Annotated in this window: 14 protein-coding genes and 1 tRNA gene; 7 read left to right on the top strand and 8 right to left on the bottom strand. The window is 62.6% G+C overall.

Features of this window, described 5'->3' with window-relative positions; translation table 11 throughout:
• Positions 1 to 48 precede the first annotated feature (48 nt).
• Together ABIB36_RS07650 and ABIB36_RS07645 are read right to left on the bottom strand one after the other, a co-directional pair.
• A complete protein-coding gene (locus tag ABIB36_RS07650) occupies positions 49 to 1,401 on the bottom strand; it encodes an NAD(P)/FAD-dependent oxidoreductase (protein WP_354559924.1) in 1,353 nt (450 codons plus the stop codon).
• A gap of 20 nt (positions 1,402 to 1,421) precedes the next feature.
• The gene (locus tag ABIB36_RS07645; protein ID WP_084345588.1) at positions 1,422 to 2,423 is read right to left on the bottom strand and encodes an aldo/keto reductase family protein; all 1,002 of its coding nucleotides are present in this window, start codon (positions 2,421 to 2,423) and stop codon (positions 1,422 to 1,424) included.
• 108 nt (positions 2,424 to 2,531) lie between these two features.
• Here ABIB36_RS07645 and ABIB36_RS07640 point away from each other — a divergent pair, with 108 nt between their 5' ends.
• Positions 2,532 to 4,148: a sigma-54-dependent Fis family transcriptional regulator gene (locus ABIB36_RS07640; protein ID WP_354559926.1), complete on the top strand. Its 1,617-nt coding sequence runs from the start codon at positions 2,532 to 2,534 to the stop codon at positions 4,146 to 4,148.
• Between the two features lie 86 nt (positions 4,149 to 4,234).
• Positions 4,235 to 5,344: an NDMA-dependent alcohol dehydrogenase gene (locus ABIB36_RS07635; RefSeq protein ID WP_084345589.1), complete on the top strand. Its 1,110-nt coding sequence runs from the start codon at positions 4,235 to 4,237 to the stop codon at positions 5,342 to 5,344.
• 73 nt (positions 5,345 to 5,417) lie between these two features.
• Here ABIB36_RS07635 and ABIB36_RS07630 read toward each other — a convergent pair whose 3' ends face one another.
• The gene (locus ABIB36_RS07630; protein WP_502944898.1) at positions 5,418 to 6,563 is read right to left on the bottom strand and encodes an acyl-CoA dehydrogenase family protein; all 1,146 of its coding nucleotides are present in this window, start codon (positions 6,561 to 6,563) and stop codon (positions 5,418 to 5,420) included.
• 70 nt (positions 6,564 to 6,633) lie between these two features.
• Entirely contained in the window at positions 6,634 to 7,455 is an 822-nt protein-coding gene (locus tag ABIB36_RS07625; protein WP_084345896.1) for an SDR family oxidoreductase, read from the bottom strand.
• Positions 7,456 to 7,534: 79 nt separating this feature from the next.
• Between ABIB36_RS07625 and ABIB36_RS07620 the strand changes: the two genes are divergently transcribed.
• Positions 7,535 to 8,686 (top strand): NADH:flavin oxidoreductase, encoded by a 1,152-nt coding sequence (locus tag ABIB36_RS07620; protein ID WP_354559931.1) that lies wholly within the window; start codon positions 7,535 to 7,537, stop codon positions 8,684 to 8,686.
• A 25-nt stretch (positions 8,687 to 8,711) separates the two neighbouring features.
• On the opposite strand, the gene ABIB36_RS07615 is transcribed toward ABIB36_RS07620, so the two are convergent.
• Positions 8,712 to 9,587: a LysR family transcriptional regulator gene (locus tag ABIB36_RS07615; protein WP_084345591.1), complete on the bottom strand. Its 876-nt coding sequence runs from the start codon at positions 9,585 to 9,587 to the stop codon at positions 8,712 to 8,714.
• 70 nt (positions 9,588 to 9,657) lie between these two features.
• Between ABIB36_RS07615 and ABIB36_RS07610 the strand changes: the two genes are divergently transcribed.
• The 4 genes from ABIB36_RS07610 (at position 9,658) to ABIB36_RS07595 (ending at position 13,547) form a co-directional block, all read left to right on the top strand.
• The gene (locus tag ABIB36_RS07610; RefSeq protein WP_084345898.1) at positions 9,658 to 10,017 is read left to right on the top strand and encodes a YybH family protein; all 360 of its coding nucleotides are present in this window, start codon (positions 9,658 to 9,660) and stop codon (positions 10,015 to 10,017) included.
• A 73-nt stretch (positions 10,018 to 10,090) separates the two neighbouring features.
• Positions 10,091 to 11,761 carry a phospholipase D family protein gene (locus ABIB36_RS07605; RefSeq protein ID WP_354560216.1) on the top strand — a complete coding sequence of 557 codons (1,671 nt, stop codon included), beginning with the start codon at positions 10,091 to 10,093 and terminating at the stop codon, positions 11,759 to 11,761.
• 84 nt (positions 11,762 to 11,845) lie between these two features.
• Positions 11,846 to 12,256, top strand: coding sequence for a hypothetical protein (locus tag ABIB36_RS07600; RefSeq protein WP_354559933.1), 411 nt, complete (start codon positions 11,846 to 11,848; stop codon positions 12,254 to 12,256).
• Between the two features lie 271 nt (positions 12,257 to 12,527).
• Complete coding sequence (locus tag ABIB36_RS07595; protein WP_354559935.1) at positions 12,528 to 13,547, top strand: LLM class flavin-dependent oxidoreductase; 1,020 nt, start codon at positions 12,528 to 12,530, stop codon at positions 13,545 to 13,547.
• 39 nt (positions 13,548 to 13,586) lie between these two features.
• Here the strand turns inward: ABIB36_RS07595 and ABIB36_RS07590 are convergent, their stop codons facing one another.
• From ABIB36_RS07590 to ABIB36_RS07580, 3 genes are all read right to left on the bottom strand, one after another.
• Entirely contained in the window at positions 13,587 to 15,434 is a 1,848-nt protein-coding gene (locus ABIB36_RS07590; RefSeq protein WP_354559937.1) for an APC family permease, read from the bottom strand.
• 386 nt (positions 15,435 to 15,820) lie between these two features.
• A tRNA-Thr gene (locus ABIB36_RS07585) sits at positions 15,821 to 15,893 on the bottom strand.
• Positions 15,894 to 16,037: 144 nt separating this feature from the next.
• Positions 16,038 to 17,225 carry a DNA polymerase III subunit delta' gene (locus ABIB36_RS07580; protein ID WP_084345594.1) on the bottom strand — a complete coding sequence of 396 codons (1,188 nt, stop codon included), beginning with the start codon at positions 17,223 to 17,225 and terminating at the stop codon, positions 16,038 to 16,040.
• Between the last annotated feature and the right edge of the window lie 2 nt (positions 17,226 to 17,227).

The following is a 17,227-nucleotide window of genomic DNA, read 5'->3' as shown; positions in this document are numbered from 1 at the left end:
CGGGTGCGTACAAGGCCGTTCGAGCTACTGGCCCTGCGCTTTCGCGAGCTACTGGCCCTGCGCTTTCGCGATCAGTGCGTCCTCGGCGCGCACTTGGTCGAGGTTGACCACCCGAGTCGGCAGAACCGTCGAATAGAGCCAATCGGTGGCAACTCGAACTCGCGCCGCGGCAGTCGGCAACGCATACAGGTGATAGCTGCGGGCGACGAACTTCGCGACCGGCCCCTTCAGCGGAATGCCCAAAGGTTTTGCAACACCATCGAATCCGCCCAAATCCGCGACGAGTCCGAGATCCTTGTGGAAATACGGCTTCGATTCTCCGACGCCGAGGCTTGCCGCCACATTCTTCGCAACCCGCACCCCCTGCCGCTGCGCATGTTGAGCGGTCGGCGGTGTGGGTTTCGACGCGTCCAACGCGAGATCGGGCACCGCAGCCGCGTCGCCGATGGCCCAGACGTTCGGTACTCCAGGAACCGTCATGTCGGGTTCCACCACGAGGCGACCCTTCTCGGTCGGCAGGTCCAGCTTGGCGATCAGCGGACTAGGCGCGACTCCCGCGCCCCACACGAGAGTCCTCGACGGCACGACGGTTCCGTCGGTCAACGTCACCGAGGTTGCAGTGGCCGACGCTACCGACACCTCGAGACGGATCTCGACCCCCCGTGCGGTCAACACGTCCATCGCTTCCTTGCCGAGCTTGTCCCCCAGCTCCGGTAGAACCGCTGGCGCCAGGTCGACGAGAAGCCATCGCACATCACTCGGGTCGATGCTCGCCCATCGGGTCGCTATTCCTTTGACCCAGTTCTGCATCTGTGCAACGAATTCCGTGCCCGTGTACCCCGCGCCGACAGCCACGACGGTGAGCCGCTCGATCCGCTCTGCGCGACCGGCCGGAGTATCGGGCAATGAATCGGCGGCATCGAGTTGCGCGAGGACATGGTTGCGGATGAACGTTGCCTCGCTCAATGTCTTGAGCCCGTGCGCGTTCTCGGCTACACCCGGTATGTCGAACTGTCTGGTGACCGATCCCGGCGAGAGAATCAGCTTGTCCCACTCGATTTCGGTGATCCCGTCCCTGCCCTCGACGCTCAGCGTGCGATCGCCGAAGTCGATCGAGGACACATGCCCGAGCACGGTGCGAGTGCGTCGCAACGTCTGTCTGATGGAGACGGCGATGTCACGTGGGTCGAGCACACCCGTCGCGACTTCGGGGAGGAGTGGGCTGTAGAGGAGATAGTCGGTCGGCGCGACGAGCGTCAGGCTCGCTCGTTCGGGTTCGAGAAGTTTCTGTAAACGCCTCAATGCGTGAAATCCACCGAACCCGCCTCCGACGACGACAATCCTCGAGGGAGCCAGGGGCAGCGGCGTTTTCGTTCGGGAGCCACGACCGAATGTGCGCATGAACGACACCTTACTGCGGGTCAGAGGCGGGCGTCGGGAGACCGCGTCAGTTTCGGATCGGTGACGATGGATCCGGCAAGGGCGTCGTCGATCTTCCCCAACACCTCCGCGTCCAGGACGACTTCGGAGGCTTTGACGTTCTCTGCGATCTGTTCCGGCCTCGAGGCGCCGACCAACGCTGCGGCCACGTTCTCGTTCGCCAAGACCCAGGCGACGGCGAGCTGAGCCATGGTGATGCCGAGGTCTGCGGCGATGGGCGCGAGTTTCTGCACCCGTGTGAGCGTCTCGTCTTCGAGGTAGCGGGAGATCATCTTGTCTCCACCCTTGTCGTCGGTCGCTCGCGAGCCTTCCGGCAGCGGCTGCCCGGGCAGGTATTTGCCGGTCAGCACGCCCTGCGCGATGGGTGACCAGACGATCTGCGAGATACCGAGCTTCTTCGACGTCGGGACCACGTCTTTCTCTATGACCCGCCACAGTGCCGAGTACTGAGGCTGATTGGAGACGATGGAAAATCCGTTTTCCCTGGCCAGCGACTGGCCTCGCCGCAGCTGGTCGGCGTCCCACTCCGAGACGCCTATGTACAGCGCCTTGCCCTGACGGACGATGTCGCCGAACGCGGCGATGGTCTCCTCGAGCGGGGTCTCGACGTCGTACCGATGTGCTTGATAGAGGTCGACGTAGTCGGTCCCAAGCCTGTGCAACGACGCGTCGATGCCTTCGAAGATGTGTTTGCGTGACAATCCGGTGTCGTTGGGGCCTTTCGGTCCGACCGGGAAGTAGACCTTGGTGAAGATCTCGAGCGATTCCCGACGCACCCCTTTCAGGGCCTCCCCGAGTACCGATTCTGCAGCACCGTTGGCGTAGACGTCGGCGGTGTCGAAGGTGGTGATGCCCGCGTCGAGGGCCGCATGCACGCACTTCGTGGCGACGTCGTTCTCCACTTGCGAACCGTGTGTCAGCCAATTTCCGTAGGTGATCTCGGAAACTTTGAATCCACTGTTGCCCAGATATCTGTATGCCATGAGAAAAACGCTACCCGCGAACCCAGCTGTGTACAGGAAGAACCGAGTTTGCGCAGAAGCCCTCGGTACCTCGTAAGTCTTCGATACCGTTCGGTGAGGGTGCACCGAGTGGAGAACACCGTGGAACTGGTTCGTGAACAGATCGCGCAGTCGTGGAGTCGAGCCAGGCTCAGCGGCCTCGCTCCGTCGGACACGTTGGAGGATTTCAGCGTCTCCGACGTGGACCGACGCTCACGCTTGCTCTCCGCTGCCGAACCCGTCCTCGACCGTATGGACAGCGTTCTGCGCGGCAGTCGGTATTGCGTCATCCTCGCCGACCGCGACGCCAAGCTTGTCGACATCAGATTCGGTACCGACGCCGTCCGCACTCTCGTGGAGTCGACGGGCACGGTGGTGGGTCGGACGTTCACCGAGAACACCTCGGGCACCAATTCGATCGCGACGGTGCACGAGCTCAGAAAACCGGTATCGGTGCGTGGCGACGAGCATTACATGGAATCGATGAAGATGTTCAGCTGCTACGGATATCCGATCGTCCACCCCGTCACCCGCCGGATCGAGGGCGTACTCGACATCACCTTCCTCGAGCCGGACGACAATCCGTTGCTCGAGCCGATGCTCGGGAATGCTGTCTCGGATATTCAGGACCGACTGTTCGAGGAAACCCGGTGGAGCGAACAGCTCCTCTTCGGAGCGTTCCAGCGCGCGTCGGCACGCAGACGCGGCGCACCGGCCATCGCGATAGCCGAAGAAATATTCTTGGAGAACACCAGCGCGGGAACACTTCTCGATGCTATCGATCACGCCGCCTTGCGGGCACTGACCGACGATCCGGTCCACCGCCAAGGCGTCGTCCGATCGATGACGTTGAGTTCGGGGGTGCGTGCCACCGTGCGATGGGAACGTCCGGCTTCCGGTGCGGGCATCGTGATCGAGATCGATCCGCTGCGCGAAGGGTCGTGCAGCAGACCGGCTGCACCGTTGATCCGCGCCGAGAAGAAGCGTGAAGCCACCGTCAGTGTCAGCGGCGAACCCGGCTCCGGGCGAACTACGGTGCTGTCCGAGCTGGCCGGTAATGCGAAGTTCTTCGACGCCGTCGATCTCGTGACCAGTGATCCGCACGAGTGGATGACGCTCGTGGGTGCCGCACTCGCCGATTCCGCCGGTGCGGTAGTGATCGAACATGTTCATCTGCTCTCTCCGGCGATCGCGCGAAGTCTCTATGTGCAGCTCCAGAGCGCGACCGCGTGGTTTGCCGTGTCTTCGAGTTCAGGGGCCGCGGTGTCCGCTGAGCACCGTCAGCTCCTTACCGCGTGTAGTTCGACGATAGAACTGTCACCACTGCGGACGCGTAAGCACGAGATCCCCGGCTTCGTGCGCACCTTCCTGGCGCAGGTACCGCGCGGACACGACCGCCGCATCACGGCAGCTGCGATGACTGCGCTGATGGGTTACGACTGGCCCGGCAATCTGACCGAACTTCGGACCGAGGTGACCGAGGTCGCCGCCAGACGTTCGGTCGGCGACATCACGGCGCGGGATCTGATCAGGCCGACGGCGGGAGCACCTGCCGCCGGCTTGGGGACCCTCGATGCCGCGATGCGCGAGGCGATCGTTCGCGAACTCGAACGCCACGGTGGCAACAAACGCACCACCGCAGAGCAATTGGGGATCAGCCGGACCACGCTGTACAAGCGGATGAAAGACCTCGGCATCGTGGGCTGAATAAGGTTGTCCAATATCTGAACACTCGGCGGGCGTGATCCAGGTCACGATGGTGTACGAGCGCCATCTACCGGTAGGAGATTTTCGTGAAGATCAAAGCAGCCGTTCTGTTCGAGCCTCACAAGCCGTTCGAGATCATCGAACTCGACATGGACGGCCCAGGACCCGGCGAGGTACTCATCAAGTACGTCGCCGCCGGGCTGTGCCATTCGGATCTGCACCTCCTCGACGGGGACCTACCCCCACGTTTCCCGATCGTCGGCGGGCACGAAGGCTCCGGCATCATCGAAGAAGTCGGGCCCGGCGTCACCAAGGTCAAGCCCGGCGATCACGTCGTATGCTCGTTCATCCCGAACTGCGGCACCTGCCGCTACTGTTCGACCGGCCGACAAAGCCTGTGCGACATGGGCGCAACCATTCTCGAAGGCAGCATGACCGACGGCAGTTTCCGCCGTCGCGACAGCAAGGGCACCGAGTTCGGCGCCATGTGCATGCTCGGCACCTTCGCCGATCGCGCGACCATTTCCCAACATTCGGTCGTCAAGGTCGACGACTGGCTGCCGTTGGAAATCGCAGTGCTCGTCGGCTGCGGTGTCCCCTCCGGTTGGGGAACCGCCGTCTATGCAGGCGGGGTCCGAGCGGGTGATTCGGTCATCATCTACGGCATCGGTGGCCTCGGCATCAACGCCGTGCAAGGCGCTGTTCACTCCGGCGCCAAGCACGTCATCGTCGTCGACCCGCTCGAATTCAAACGCAACCAAGCACTGAAATTCGGTGCCACACATGCTTTCGCGGACTACGCATCAGCTCAGGAAAAGCTCACCGAGCTCACTTGGGGCCAGGGCGCTGATCAAGCGCTGATCCTCGTCGGGACCGTCGACGAAGAGGTCGTCCAGGCTGCGACGGCCGCGATCGGCAAAGGCGGAACCGTCGTCATCACCGGCCTTGCAGATCCTTCGGCTCTGACCGTGCATGTTTCGGGCACCGATCTGACGCTGAACCAGAAGACGATCAAGGGCACCTTGTTCGGTTCGGCAAATCCGCAGTACGACATCGTTCGACTTCTGCGTCTCTACGACGCCGGACAGCTGAAACTGGACGAGTTGATCACCACGACGTACAGCCTCGAGCAGGTCAACGAGGGCTACCAGGATCTACGCGACGGCAAGAACATGCGAGGTGTCATCCACTTCTAGACTCCCGACGCACAAGGGCGGACGTACCCCCGAGGAGGTATGTCCGCCCTCGTGTGTCAGGACCCGGATGTGTTCACCTGTATTTGCGCAACTCCATCTTCGCGATCGACATCTTGTGCACCTCGTCGGGACCGTCGGCGAGTCGCAGCGTCCGGATGTGGGCGTACATCATGGCGAGTGGGAAATCGTCGCTGACGCCGCCGCCGCCGTGGACCTGGATGGCGCGATCGATGACCTCGAGCGCCATGATCGGTGCCGCGACCTTGATGGCTGCGATTTCGGTTCGCGCTTCCTTGTTGCCGACCGTGTCCATCAGGTATGCGGCCTTCAAGGTCAGTAGCCGCGTCATCTCGATATTGATGCGAGACTCCGCGATCCAGTCCTGAATGTTGGCTCGTGTCGCGATGGGTTGACCGAATGTCACCCGCGACGACGCTCTCCGGCACATCAATTCGAGTGCACGCTCGGCCACGCCGATGGTGCGCATCGCGTGATGGATGCGACCGGGCCCGAGACGCGCCTGGCTGATGGCGAAACCTTCACCCGGGCCTTTCAACACGTCCTTCGACGGCACTCGAACATTCTCGAAGAGGACCTCGGCGTGACCTTCTCTGTCGATGTAGCCGAAGACCGGGAGATTGCGGACAACCGTGACGCCGGGAGCATCGATCGGGACGACCAACATCGACTGCTGACGGTGGGTAGCCGCGCTCGGATCGGTCTTGCCCATGACGATGAGCACCTTGCAGTTCTTGTGCATCGCGTTGGAAGTCCACCACTTGCGGCCGTTGAGGATGTAGTCGTCACCGTCTTCCACCATGCTCATCTCGATGTTGGTGGCGTCGGAACTGGCAACTGCAGGCTCGGTCATGGCGAATGCGGACCGAATTGTGCCGTCCAGCAAGGGCTTCAGATACTTTTCCTTGTGCTCCTCGGTCCCGAAAAGCGTCAAGACCTCCATGTTTCCGGTGTCGGGGGCGTTGCAGTTGCATGCCTCCGGCGCGAGCAGGCTTCGACCCATGATTTCGGCGAGCGGTGCATATTCGAGGTTGGTCAGCCCTGGCCCCCATTCGGGGTGCGGGTGGAAGAGATTCCAGAGTCCCCGTGACCGGGCTTCCTTCTTGAGGTCCTCGATGATCTGAGGTTGACCGTGTGGATCGCCGAGTTCTCGCATCTGTTCGCTGTACACGGCCTCGGCCGGGTAGATGTGCGAGTCCATGAACTCGAGCAGGTCGGTTTCGTACTTCTTGGCCCGGTCGGTAGTTTCGAAGAACGACACGTGTTTCCCCTCAGTTGTTTTCGCCCGTGAGGGCGGTTTGGTAGCGGCGCATTCCACGAAGCCACCGGTCGTAATCGGATCCTTTGTTGCGGTACATGTCCAACACGTTGGCGTGCGGGAGGATCAGGAATTGTTCGGCGTCCATCGCGGCGAGCACGATCTCGGCGACATCGGCCGGTTCGAGGACGTCACCGGCGGCCAACACTGCCTTGGTAGCGGCAGCACCCAAGGCACTTCCGGACTCCTGTCCCTCGTACAACAGCTTGGTGTTGACGCCCATGGGACACAGGCAGCTGACTCGGATGCCACGATCTCCGTAGGTAACATTGAGCCACTCCGAGAAGCCGACGGCGGCATGTTTGGTGACCGAGTATGTGGCAGAACCGATTTGAGTGAGCAGCCCTGCAGCGGAAGCGGTACTGACGAAGTATCCCTCACCGCGTTCGATCCAGGTGGGCACCAGGAGCTGCGCAGCTCTGATGTGCGCACGAAGATTGACGTCGATGGACAGATCCCAGTCTGCCTCGCTGGCTTCCAATCCCGGTGCGCCGCCGATCCCGGCGTTCGCAAAATAAAGGTCTACCGGGCCGAAAGTATCCTCGGCGAGCGCAATGAGTGCAGTGATGTCCTCGACTACCGACGCGTCCCCGCCGAGAGATACCGCCGCGCCCGGACTTGTCTGCTCGATACGGGAGACGACCTCCGAAGCAGCGGTTGCATTCAGATCGGACACGACCACACGGGCGCCTTCTACGACCAGTCGCTCGGCGAGCGCTCCACCGATTCCTCCGCCACCACCGGTGACGATCGCGACCTTGCCTGTAACCTTCATCACCCAGGTATAGCACGCTCCCCGTCGCAGATTGCCGCCCGAAGGAATAGCGGCCACGCCCTAGTAGTTGGACCGCTACGTGACCCAACCCGCAGTGAGCAACCTCGACCTCGACCTTGACGCAGCCGGACTCTTCACCCCCATCGAGGTGAAGTCCTTGAAGTTGCGCAATCGCTTCGCGATGGCACCGATGACACGCGCGTTCTCTCCAGGCGGAGTGCCCCGCGAAAATGTCGCCGAGTACTACCGCAAGCGGGCCGCAGGTGGAACCTCGCTGATCATCACCGAGGGCACGCTGATCCCCGACCCGGCAGCAGGCCCGGACTCCCGAGTCCCCCACATCCACGGCGACGAAAGCCTCGAAGGCTGGAAAGGCGTCGTCGACGCAGTACACGCCGAGGGCAGCGCGATCATCCCTCAGCTATGGCATCTCGGTGTCGAACGAGGCGCGACGCCGAGGTTCAACCCCGACGTCGTCACCGTCAGCCCGTCAGGAATCGCTCTCGACGGCTCGCCGGTCGGCCGAGCGTTCACCGACGCCGATCTGGAAGAGCACAAGCAGTTCTGGGTCGATGCCGCGGTCAACGCCAAGAAGACCGGATTCGACGGCGTCGAACTTCACGGTGCACACGGTTACCTTCTCGATGAGTTCCTGTGGGAGCAGACCAACACTCGCGAAGACGGATACGGCGGTTCGCTGGAAGCCCGTACCCGATTCCCTGCCGAGGTAGTCGCAGCCATTCGCGCTGCCGTCGGGCAGGAGTTCGCGATCGTCTACCGATTCTCGCAGTGGAAATCGGGACACTACGATGCCCGCCTGGCCCAGACTCCCCAGCAACTCGAACGCATCCTCGCTCCGCTGGTCGACGCCGGTGTCGATGTTCTGCACCCCTCTACACGACGTCATTGGGAGCCCGCCTTCCCTGAGCTGTCCGGCGTGGAAGGTGAACGCGGACTTGCCGGTTGGACGAAGTCGATCACCGGATTGCCGACCATCACAGTCGGTTCGGTCGGCCTCGACCAGGTATTCACCGGTGCGTGGGGCAAGGATTCCACCGCCGCAACAACCAGCCTCGACCCACTGCTCGCGCAGTTCGCGCGCGGAGAGTTCGACATCGTCGCCGTCGGCCGGGCATTACTGTCCGACCCCGAATGGGTCAACAAGGTTCAGCAGGGACGTCTCGACGACCGCATCCCGTTCGCCCGCGAGCACATCACCTCGCTGAACTGAGGCTGGCCCGGCGGCTCAGCATCAGCTAAGCGAAACGTCTTCGCATGCCGGCGACCAGTTCCTTTACTGCTGCGCTCGGCCTGTCCGACCACACCAGAGCGAGAACAGCGTCGATGGTGAGGCCGGATATCGGCACTGCAATCAACTGATCGGTGAAGGCAGATGCCATAGATCGACTGAGTATCCCGACGCCCATGCCGCGCGCGGCCAAGTCCGCGACTGCAGCTGGGGCGCTCGCGGCGAACGCAATGTCGGCGACGATGCCCTGGTCTGCGCAGGCGTCGTCGAAGACCGCTCTAATTCCGGTGCCCGTGGGCAGGCAGACGATTCGATGAGCGGAGGCCTGCCTCAGGCTCACTGTGATCTCGGATGCGAGTGGGTGTTGTGGGGGGACGCACGCTGCAAGTCCTTCGGCAATGATGACCAACGAATCGAGCCCCTCGGGTGGGGCCGAGGCGGTGCCGACGAGGGCCAGGTCGAGTGCACCCGATCGTATTTTTGCGATCAGATCGTCCGAATTACCCTCGGCCAATGAGATATCGACGCCGGGATACTCGAAGTGGAAGTCGGCCAGCGCGTCGAACATCGGGGTAACGGTGCACGCAGTCACCATGCCGACGCTTACGCGGCCCCGAACCAGCGAGTGGACCTCGTCGACGGAAACCTGAAGGTCTGCAGCAGATTTCAGGGCGGTCCGAGCATGTTCGATCGCTGCCTTGCCTGCGACCGTGAGCGTCGCGACACGGCTGCTGCGATCGATCAGTTGTGCGCCGACCTCGCGCTCGAGTGCACGGATTTGGGCACTGATGCCGGACTGACTGACCTTCACCCGTTCCGCAGCACGGGTGAAGTTCGCCTCTTCCGCTACTGCCACGAAGTATTCCAGTTGACGTAACTCCATAACTTGGAATTCTAGTTTCGATCGCTACAATCTGTTGGACTTCTGGTTCGCGCACGCGCAACCTGGAGACATGACACGAGAGAAAGCACTCACCCCGGAAGACATCACCCGACTTTTCGTCGAGCGGTCCAACGCAGGCGATGCCGAAGGGGTCGCCGCGTTGTACGCCGAGGATGCAGTCATGGCCTATCCCACAGGAAAAACAACCGTCGGACGCGTCGCGATCGAAGAACTGTGGGCATCGGTTCTTGCACACGGTCCGCACTTCGAAGCGGAGGACGGCCTCCCGACGCTCCTTCACGGTGACATTGCGCTGACGTCCACAGCACCGAAGGACGGAGCAGGCGCACGTGCGCAGGTCGTACAGCGGCAGCCCGACGGGTCATGGTTACGCATCGTCGATCAGCCCGAGTTCAACCCGACGACCTGAGCAAGACCGACCCGGGACGGCGGCACACCGGATGAGGCATCTCGCGGCGGGCTCTGACAGAATCTCGTGCGTGATGACGCAGCGGGCACGCCGCATGATCGACGTGGTGGCGAAGCGACTCGGACGCAGCATCACCGCCCTCGACGACGAGGTTCGCGGTTTCGATTCGGCCCATCCGTGGTTTCTGAGCGCCGAGGAACGCGACAATCCCGATACCCGGATCGCGGCGTGGACCGAGGGCAATCGCGTCACGTCGCTTGTGCATGGGAAGACTTACTTCGCGCATCTGGCCGAGGCCTTGTCCAAAGCGGGGCGTGACGACCTGGTCTTCTTCACCGATTGGCGCGGCGATCCCGAGCAGCTCCTCACCGACGACGGCGAGACAGTCGACGATGCACTCTCCGGCGTCGCCGAGCGCGGCGGGATCGTCAAGGGCATGGTGTGGCGCTCGCACATCGAGACTCTCGGGTTCACGGGACCGAAGAACCGCCAGCTCGCCAAGCGACTGGAAGAGTCTGGCGGCGAGGTCATCCTCGACCAGCGAGTACTGATGCTGGGAAGCCATCATCAGAAGTTCGTCGTCATTCGCTACGTCGGCAAAGACCGTCCGGACGTCGCGTTCGTCGGGGGCATCGATCTCGCACGCGCCCGGCGGGACGACGCCGATCACTTCGGCGACCCCGTCAGTCGGCCCTTCCCGCCGGAGTACGGCGAGACTCCCGCGTGGCACGACATGCAGGTTCAGCTCGAGGGCCCCGCAGTCCGCGACGTCGAGGATGTGTTTCGAGAACGCTGGGAGGACCCGGCTGCCTTGTCGCGGCTGCCCTGGCACGCACTACCCGATATTCTCCGGGGAGTGACGCGCGAGCCTTCGGAGCTCCCGGATTCGCCTGCCGGCCCCGATCCGCTGGGCTCGTGCTCCGTGCAGCTACTGCGGACGTACCCCCGCCGCCGACCGGCATATCCGTTCGCTACCAAGGGTGAGCGCAGTGCCGCGCGCGCGTATGCGAAAGCCCTTCGTCGCGCTCGCCAGCTGGTGTACGTGGAGGATCAGTACCTGTGGTCCGTCGACGTCGCGCGGGTCTTCGCCGCTGCACTGCGGCGTTCACCCGATCTTCGCCTCGTCATCGTCGTACCGAAGCATCTCGACGACGACAGCGCGATCACCATCCCGTCGGCGCTGCTCGGTCACTCGGCGGCGCTCGATGTCATTCGTGACGCGGGCGGCGAGAGAGTATTGGTGCTGGATCTGGAGAATGACCGCGGCATACCCGTGTACGTGCATTCGAAGGTCTGCATCATCGACGACGTGTGGGCGGCCGTGGGCTCTGACAACTTCAATCGCCGCTCGTGGACGCATGATTCGGAGTTGACAGCCGCGATCATCGACGAAGACGTCGACCGACGCGAGCCGATCGACCCGGGCGGTCAAGGCGATCATGCCCGGTTATTCGCACGTTCACTACGCCTCGAGTTGATACGTGAGCACCTCGATCGCGCGCCGGGGGACGATGCGGATCTTCTCGATCCCGGCTCGTTCTTCGACGTCGTCGGTGCGAGTGCCGATCGTCTCGACGCCTGGCACCGCGCACCGGGGGCGACACCACGGCCTGCGGGGAGGTTGCGCGCACACAACATCGAGGTGCCACCGGAGTGGCAGCAACGGCTCGCATCGTTGGCATACAGGTTGTTCGTCGATCCGGACGGTCGCCCTTTCGGGATGCGGTTGCGAAAGCATTTCTGAGTCCGACCGGGTGTCCACTCGAAGCATGAGATCGTGGGGCATGACGAGTGCCTGGCATCGAACTGTGCGAAAAGCGACCTGATCGTGAAGGTGACACTGACGTACCTTTCGGCCCTCACGGTGCTGTGCACGGTGTTGGTCTTGCTGTACTGCGTACCTCAACTGGTGGTCTCCGGTGTGATCGAACCGGGGCCGCTGTTCGAGCTGATGGTGGTGTTTCCAACGGTGGTCGGCGTAGCTGCTTCCCTGATCGGAGCAGTCGCGGGGGCGATCGCTCTTCCGCGCGTGGTGCGCGGCGGCCAGTACGCAACCGCAGTTATGGCCACAGGTCAGATCATCACCTGCACAATCGCTTTCGCGATCGTTCTCTGGGCGGGTTACTTCGCCACGACAGGATGGGAGTTGCTGATGCTGCCTCTCGCGCTGTTCATCGGCCAAGCCGTAGTCGCTGGGGGTCTTGTGTCGCGAGTGCGGCAGGTGCGTCATGCCGTTTAGTGCGAAAACTCCACTCGATACCTGCCGATATTTCTGTTTCGAACATATGCACTAACAGGGTGTGGATGAAACTGTGGATAACTCGAGGACCAAGGCCTTCAGGCTGTGGATGGCTTGTGGATAGATCTGAAGCTCGTCACCATTACCCCTGCTAGAGAAGGGTAAATCTGAATTACAAGGCTGTGAGTAACTTTGGTTGAAGCTAGAACCTAACCTGTGTATGTTGGGGATTGCATTCATCTTTTACCGGACTTCGAGGAAGTAGACGCGTATGAAGAACATCGGGTTCTTGTCCTTCGGCCACTGGACGGAAAATCCGCAGTCGCAGACTCGATCGGCCTCCGACGTCCTACTGCAATCCATCGATCTCGCCGTTGCTGCCGAGCAACTGGGTGCCGACGGTGCCTACTTCCGCGTCCACCACTTCGCCAACCAACTTTCTTCACCGTTCCCGCTACTCGCGGCAGTCGGTGCCAAAACGAGCAAGATCGAGATCGGCACCGGTGTCATCGACATGCGCTACGAGAACCCGTTTTACATGACCGAGGACGCCGGTTCCGCGGATCTCATCTCGGGCGGCCGGCTTCAGCTCGGGATCAGCCGGGGATCGCCCGAGCAGGTCATCGAGGGATACTGCTACTTCGGGCACACGCCGCCGGACGGGTCCGACCACGCGGCGATGGCTCGCGCGCGCACCCGACAGTTCCTCGAGCTACTGGAAGGCAAGGGATTCGCCGAACCGAATCCGTCGCCGATGTTCCCCAATCCTCCCGGACTGTTGCGCCTCGAGCCGCACTCCGCGGGCCTGCGCAACCGAATCTGGTGGGGGGCCGGCACGCGGCAGACCGCCGAATGGGCTGCCGAGCAGGGCATGAACCTGATGAGTTCGACACTCCTCAGCGAAGACACCGGAGTCCCGTTCCATCAACTCCAGGCCGAGCAGATCGTTCGATTCCGTAAAGCCTGGTCCGACGCAGGCCACGCACACGAACCCCGGGTCTCGGTCAGCCGCAGTATCTTTCCCATCGTCAGCGATCTCGACCGCGCCTACTTCGGCCGCGAAGGCACCAGCCGAGACCAAGTGGGTTACCTCGACGGCGGCAAAGCCCGCTTCGGCAAAACATATGCCGGAGAGCCTGATCGACTCATCGCGGACCTGGCCGAGGACGAGGCCATCGCTGCCGCCGATACCCTGCTGCTGACCATCCCCAATCAACTGGGCGTCGACTACTGCGCCCACGTCCTCGACGCGCTACTCACCGAAGTTGCCCCAGCACTCGGGTGGCGGTAGCGCGCCGATTCGCAGAGGTTCTCGGCGGCGACCTGGTCGTCAGGCGCGCAAGGGGCGGTATCGGTCTGCAGGATCGATGCGGACCGGTATCTGGCACACCACCGCTTCGGTGTGTTTGCGTAGTACACCGGCGATTTCGTCGGTACGTTGGCTGGGCAGGAACTTGTGCCATCTGGCGGCCGGGTCGATGGTGGCCACCACCGCGAACGTTTCCTGATGCGGGAAGTGGGTCCGGATGTACCGGGCAATGGACAACCCGACCGAGTTTTCGGTGTCGTCGATGACGATCAGATGCGAATCCGGGTAGCGGGCTTCCCAGCGTTGTGTGAAGTCGGCCGTCGACTCGTCGCCCATGCAGACGTGAATCGCGATCGGCTCCGAAGACATAGCAGTCGCTGCAGCCATCGCCCGAGCGGACAGTGCCGTGAGTTCCGCTACCGGAACCAGCACAGCAGGTTCGACTCGGACGCCGCGGGAGGTCTCGACCCCGTCGACGGTAGTGAGTCGTGTGCCGATGTGCGTGTACGCACCTCGAATGCGTTCCATCCCGAGGATCAGTGCCGGCAGGGCAAACGCGATCAGCCACGCTCCCTCGGTGAACTTCATTGCGGTGGTCACCACAGCGGCCACGGCCGTCAGCAGTGCACCGAAACCGTTGAGCGCCAAGCGCCACTTCCAGCCTGGAGTGCGCTCGGCCAGCCAATGCCGCACCATGCCGAACTGAGCGAGGGTGAATCCGATGAACACTCCGATGGCGAACAGCGGGACCAACGTGTTCATGTGTCCGCCGGAGGCGAGGAGCAGCAGTGCCGCTACGCCACCGAGGGACAGAACGCCGTAGGTGAAGACTTCGCGTCGCGACTTCCGACTGAAGCGATGCGGAAGCACATTGTCCTCGGCGAGAAGCCGCATCAGGTTGGGAAGTCCGCCGTACGACGTGTTCGCGGCCAGTGCAAGCAGTATCACCGTGGAGAATTGCACGACGTAGTAGCCCACACCATTTCCGAGTGATGCGGAGGTGAGCTGCGATAGGACCGTCGTACCGTGCACCGGCGTCAAGGAGAACTTCTCGATCAGCACCGCGAGCCCGATCAGCATGGTGCCCAACAGAATTCCAAGGACGACCTCGGCGCGCTGAGCATTGCGCACCCGAGGCGTCTTGAAGCTCGGTACCGCATTCGCGATCGCTTCGACACCTGTCAGTGCAGCACAGCCACTCGAAAATGCCTTGAGGAGAAGAAGAATACCGATCGAATGTGCATTGTCGGCGAGAAACGGAGTCGCGACCGCGGCGGGCTGATCACGAAACAGTCCCGCAATGATGACGGTGAAGATACTCACGACGAAGATCGCAGTCGGGAGCATGAACACCCGCGCCGACTCCGCGATTCCACGTAGGTTCAACGCAGTGATCCCACCGAGTATCGCCAGCGCAATCCAGACCGTATAAGGAAGCAGTGCGGGGAAAGCCGAGGTCAAAGCCGCCACACCAGCGGCGATCGACACCGCGACGTTGAGGGTGTAATCCACGATCAACGACGCGGCGGCCGCCAAGCTTGCACGAGGACTCAGATGCTTCTTCGCGACGGCGTAGGCACCACCACCTTGGGGAAACGCAGCGATCACCTGACGGTACGACGCCACCAGAACCGCAAGCAACACCGCGATCGCGATGGTCACCGGCAAAGTGAACCCGATACCGGCACCACCGGCGAGGGCGAGAACGAGCACGATGGCCTCGGGGCCATACGACACCGAGGCCATCGCGTCGAGCGACAACCCCGCCAATCCTGTTGCAACGGAAAGCTTGTGCTTTTCGGTGTTTCGCGCCGGCCGTGGGGTTGCCGATACGGCCCCACGGTGCCCGAGTATCACTGAATGTCTCATCGCTCGAGACTCGCACGGGCCATCGGCTTCGAATCGTTTCCTGTCGAAATATTGACGGGATAGCCGCCAATATCGACGACATTGATCGGATACGGCCCCGATCAGGGCGAACCTGCCGTGGTCGAGAGGGCTCTTCGGCCCGAATGTGCCCTCCATGGTTTTCACAGCTGAAACCGCGCCTCGTGAGCGAAGCAGGCGGGTAGAGCCGACTGGTGGGTGTGTCCCTGCCCTCGGTCACAGCTTGGCGATTGGCTACACAAGCCGTATCGGAGGTCCGAATATGTCAGGCGACCGCGTTCCGACGTCGCCGGCCGATCTGGCCGTGCCCGGGTCGACCCACGAAAAAGCCCCTCACCGGCTTGCTGGTGAGGGGCTTTCCGTCTCGGAGCCGCCTAAGAGAATCGAACTCTTGACCTTTTCATTACGAGTGAAATGCTCTACCGACTGAGCTAAGGCGGCGTGCCTTTCGGCGATCGTGAGTCTAACGGAGCATCCCGCCCAAATGAAAATCGGCTGCTTGAATGGCCACTTCAAGCTATCTGTCAGCCTGAATGAACCATTGAAGCGATGGGCCAGCCTCGATGAAACACCCAGGCGATGGGGTCAGCGCAGCGCCGAACCCAACGACGCCACCATGGCGTACACGGCGAACTTCGGTTTGGCGTTGAGGGCCAGAGACTCGCGGCAGCGCAGAATGGCCTCGATGCTCTTCAGAAGCGCCTCCGGTGAGGCACCTTTGGCCATCCGTTCGATCTGTTCGGCCATGTCGGGGTGATTGAGTACGGCCGTCGACCCGTACGAGCGGGCCAACGCATCGCGGTACAGGCCGGCGAGATCGATCAGCGCTCGGTCGTACGAGTCGCGCACGTTGCGGGTGCGGCGCGACTTCTGCCGCGCTTCGAGTTCCTTGATGACCCCTGCAGACCCGCGTAGCGCGCCCGCGGCGCCCTTGCCGGTGCCGCCTGCACCCAATGCGGTGCGAAGCTCCTCCATCTCGACGCCGTCGAGCGCAGCGCTGATCTCCGCTGCTTCCGTTTCGGCGGCCTTCACCATCTCTTCGGCTGCAAGATAAGCCTGTGTGGGGCGAGCGGCGGCTGATGCGAGCCCGAGCGCACGCATCCGTCGAGCACGGGCATCCTCGTCTTTGGCGAGACGTCGAGCGCGGCCGACATGCCCGCCACTGATCGACGCGGCCCACTCCGCTGTTTTCTGGTCCAGCTTGTCGCGTGTCTGCAGCACTCCTGCGATGGCCGACGCGGTGGGCGTCACCAATGGGATGTGGCGGCAGCGCGACCGCAGTGTCACCGACATATCCTCCGGATCGGTCGACGGCGCACACAGCAGCATGACGGTCCGCGTCGGCGGTTCCTCGACGACCTTGAGCAGCGCGTTGGCGGCGGCCTCGCTGAGCCGGTCGGCGTCCTCGATCACGACGATCTGCCACCGGCCGGTACTCGGACGTCTGGACGCTATCGAGACGATGTCGCGCATTTCCTTGACGCTGATGCTCAGCCCCTGCGGGATGATGCGTCGAACATCGCCGTGGGTTCCTGCCATCGTCGTCGAACAGGCATGGCACTCGCCGCAGCCCGGTGAACCTTCCGACGTGCATTGGAGGGCTGCGGCAAAACACAGTGCGGCCACCGAACGACCCGAGCCGGGAGGCCCGGTGAAAAGCCAGGCGTGAGTCATGGCGGACCCGGTATCGCCATTGCGTGCACCGACGGCTGCAGTGGTCAGCTGCAACTCGACGTCCTCTTGGCCGATCAGCCGATCGAATACTCCTGCCATGG

Source organism: Rhodococcus sp. UYP9 (genome assembly GCF_040547235.1).
GTDB lineage: Bacteria > Actinomycetota > Actinomycetes > Mycobacteriales > Mycobacteriaceae > Rhodococcoides.
This window is presented reverse-complemented; position numbering and strand designations above follow the sequence as displayed.